1 protein-coding gene is annotated in these 1839 nt (G+C 43.1%); it reads right to left on the bottom strand.

Annotated features, from left to right (window positions below; all coding sequences use genetic code 11):
* Positions 1 to 71 precede the first annotated feature (71 nt).
* On the bottom strand, positions 72 to 1733 hold the full coding sequence (locus HMPREF9007_RS00180) for an IS1182-like element ISBthe2 family transposase (protein ID WP_008763902.1): 1662 nt from the start codon (positions 1731 to 1733) through the stop codon (positions 72 to 74).
* Positions 1734 to 1839 lie beyond the last annotated feature (106 nt).

Below are 1839 nucleotides of genomic sequence, written 5' to 3'. Positions count from 1 at the left end.
GGGGGCTGTGTCAAAACTAAGGCACATCCCCTTCTTTTTTTAATATAAAATAGTCATTCCTCTTTTTTTGTCTATGCGACTATTTTTTCAGTAATTAGGTAATAAGGCTTAATATTCGTCGTATTTTGAGTCACACGTGGTCTGATAAAGATAAATATAGTGTGTGCACTCCTTCTCTTTCCTGCTTTTAGTAGTTTTGTACACATCTTTTTGATATTAAAAGCTATAGCAAAGAAGGCAAAGTCCATTGTAACCTTGTCTTCTCCCACATGCCGGAACCTTTTGTATGCCATGTTGTGTTTCATTTGTCCAAAAACTGCTTCCGGTTCTATACATCGCCTTCCCCTATGCCTGATGCCTTCTTCCGAGAGTAACCTTTCCCGTGCCTGCCGTTTGTATTGGTTTAACCGGTGGTTGACTTCTATCATACGGTTCCCCCGAGCTTTAAAGCAACTGCCACACAAAGGACACCCTTCACATCTTTGTGCTTTATACCGGGCACTTTCGGTGATGTATCCGCTTGCTGTTTTGTCACGTCTAGTTCCTATACGGTTCATGTGCTGCCCCATAGGACAAACGTAATAATCCTCCCCCGCATTGTAATGGAGACTCTCCGCATGGAATGGATTGGGGGTATAACGGGGACGCTGTTCTTTATGGAAGTAGTTGTACTTGACAAAGGCTTCTATCCCATTATCTTGCATGAACCGATAATTTTCTTCCGAGCCGTAACCGGAGTCTGCCACACCGACAGTTGGTAAGCGGTTATAGCGTTGCTCAAAGGAGTGGAAGAAAGGTATGAGGGTCAGTGTATCGGTTGGGTTGGGAAACAGTCGGAAGTCTATGAGGAATTGGTTCTCGGTACCTATTTGCAGATTATATCCGGGTTTGGTCTGTCCGTTTCTCATGGCGTCTTCTTTCATGCGCATGAAGGTGGCATCAGGATCGGTCTTGGAGTAGGAGTTGCGTTCTCCAAGAGTATCAAGATGGTTGTCGTATTCTATCAACTTGTCACGGTACTCCTCAAGTTCCCGGACCTGTTTCTTCTTTTCCCGGATGACCTTCTTTTGTTCCTTGTCCTTTGTTACAGGCTGGTGTTCCAGCACCTCTTTAAGTTCATTCACTATATCTGAGAGCATGGCGGGAGTGAACTCTACGGGTGTGTCTTTCATGGAGTTCTCTTGGGCTATGACTTCATCCACCTGCTCCAGGAGAATGCGGATCTTATCCATCAGCTTTGTACGGTTCTTTTCGACTGTCTTGCGCCAGACAAAAGTATATTTGTTGGCTTTGGACTCAATCTTGGTACCGTCGATATACTCTACGTCAAGGCTGATGAAACCTTTGTCGGCAAGGACAAGAACCAACTGCGTGAATACGGTATTTATTTCCTCTTTTACACGGTTTCGAAAACGGTTGATGGTAATAAAATCCGGATGTTCATTACCGGAAAGCCAGATATAATGAATATCACGTAGGAGAAGCTTCTCTATTTTGCGGCACGAATAGATATTGTTCATGTAGGCGTAGATAATCACCTTAAGCATCATTTTAGGATGATAAGGACAACGACCGGTTGCTTTATAAAGCTTCTTGAAATTGTCAAGATTGAGATTATCAACAACAGTATTAACTATGCGAACCGGATCGTTCGCTGCTATGTTTTCATCAATTCTTCCGGGAAAAAGAACTGTTTGGTTGGGAATGTAAGGACGAAAATGTAACTTTGCCATAACGAAAAACTTTATGCCTAAAGATACAAAAACTTTGGGTAATAACAAAGCCCGGGCTTGTGAAAGTCTGGGCTTTGTGCATAAAAAAAGGTTGTGCCAGCGTTTT

The organism is Bacteroides sp. 1_1_14 (genome assembly GCF_000162515.1).
GTDB lineage: Bacteria > Bacteroidota > Bacteroidia > Bacteroidales > Bacteroidaceae > Bacteroides > Bacteroides thetaiotaomicron.
Note: the sequence above shows the minus strand (reverse complement) of the source record. Positions and strands in the feature narration are given on the sequence as shown.

What these genes read in the sequence shown, in the direction of transcription:
- HMPREF9007_RS00180 (WP_008763902.1), bottom strand. Translation starts at nt 1,733, where the DNA reads ATGGCAAAGTTACATTTTCGTCCTTACATTCCCAACCAAACAGTTCTT.